Origin of the sequence: Microbacterium sp. B19, assembly GCF_000333395.1 — a bacterium.
In the GTDB taxonomy this organism is placed as follows: Bacteria; Actinomycetota; Actinomycetes; order Actinomycetales; family Microbacteriaceae; genus Microbacterium.
Genome location: NZ_BADA01000135.1, coordinates 1 through 1129, shown reverse-complemented (window position 1 = coordinate 1129; position 1129 = coordinate 1). Strand labels below are relative to the sequence as shown.

The window sequence follows — 1129 nt, the reverse complement described above, 5'->3', positions numbered from 1 at the left end:
CGGGGTTGTAGAACTCGAGCTTGGCCAGGATCTGGCCTCCGGCGCCCTCAGCGACACGGTTGAGCCGCACCAGCGGCGTGTCGCCGAACGCGGAAGTGATGTCGGAGTGGATGCCGGGCATGGCTCGCCTTTCGCCGTCGGTCGGATCGCGACAATCCTAGGTGAGCGGCCGATCCCCGCGGCCCTGTGTGACGCCGCGCGACTAGGCTCGGGATCCGTCATGCCCGACTCCGTACACTCCGCCCTGCTCGCCGTCGCCGACGTCCTCCGCGACACGGCGGCGCGCTTCTCGTCCGCCGGCATCCCCGATCCCCGAGTGGATGCCGAACTCCTCCTCGCTCACGTCCTGTCGACGTCGCGCGGGGGAGTGCAGGCCGCCGCCATCCGCGGCGACCGTCTGCCCGAGACCGCCGCGGCCGCGCTCCTCCCGCTCGTCGACCGTCGCTGCGCGCGCGAGCCGCTGCAGCATCTCACGGGGCGCGCGCCGTTCCGCTCGATGGAACTCGCCGTCGGCCCCGGCGTCTTCGTTCCGCGTCCCGAGACGGAGATGGTGGCGCAGCTCGCGATCGACGCCCTCGGATCCTCGGCATCCCCGTCCCCGATCGCGGTCGACCTCGGAACAGGGAGCGGCGCGATCGCCCTCGCGATGGCGACCGAGGTCCCGCACGCGCGGGTCTTCGCCGCCGAGAACTCCGTCGACGCCTTCATCTGGACGAAGGAGAACGTCGCGCGGATCGGGGCCACGAACCTGACCCTGGCGTTCATCGACCTCGCCGACGCCTTCCCGGAACTGGACGGGACCGTCTCGGTCGTGGCATCCAATCCCCCCTACGTTCCGGACGACGCGATCCCGCGCGATCCCGAGGTGCGCCTGTACGACCCGCCCGCGGCCCTCTACGGCGGTCCGGACGGACTGGATGCCGTGCGCGTGCTCAGCCGCGTCGGACTCCGCCTCGCGCACCCGGGCGGGACGATCGTCATCGAGCACGGCGAGTGGCAGGGCGCAGCGATCCGCGAGATCCTCGCCGCCGACGGATGGCGGGCCGCCGCGACCCACCCCGACCTCACGACCCGCGACCGCGCGACGACCGCGATTCATCCCTGACCGTTTCATACGGTCGGCGTCGGT

1 protein-coding gene and 1 pseudogene are annotated in these 1129 nt (G+C 72.0%); one reads left to right on the top strand and one right to left on the bottom strand.

Annotated features, from left to right (window positions below; genetic code table 11):
• Positions 1–121, bottom strand: a pseudogene (locus I5G_RS26370) (cysteine synthase A); the annotation flags it as partial.
• Between the two features lie 99 nt (positions 122–220).
• Between I5G_RS26370 and prmC the strand changes: the two are divergent.
• Positions 221–1105, top strand: a complete 885-nt coding sequence (gene prmC, locus I5G_RS05110; RefSeq protein ID WP_022878100.1) for a peptide chain release factor N(5)-glutamine methyltransferase — start codon at positions 221–223, stop codon at positions 1103–1105.
• Positions 1106–1129 lie beyond the last annotated feature (24 nt).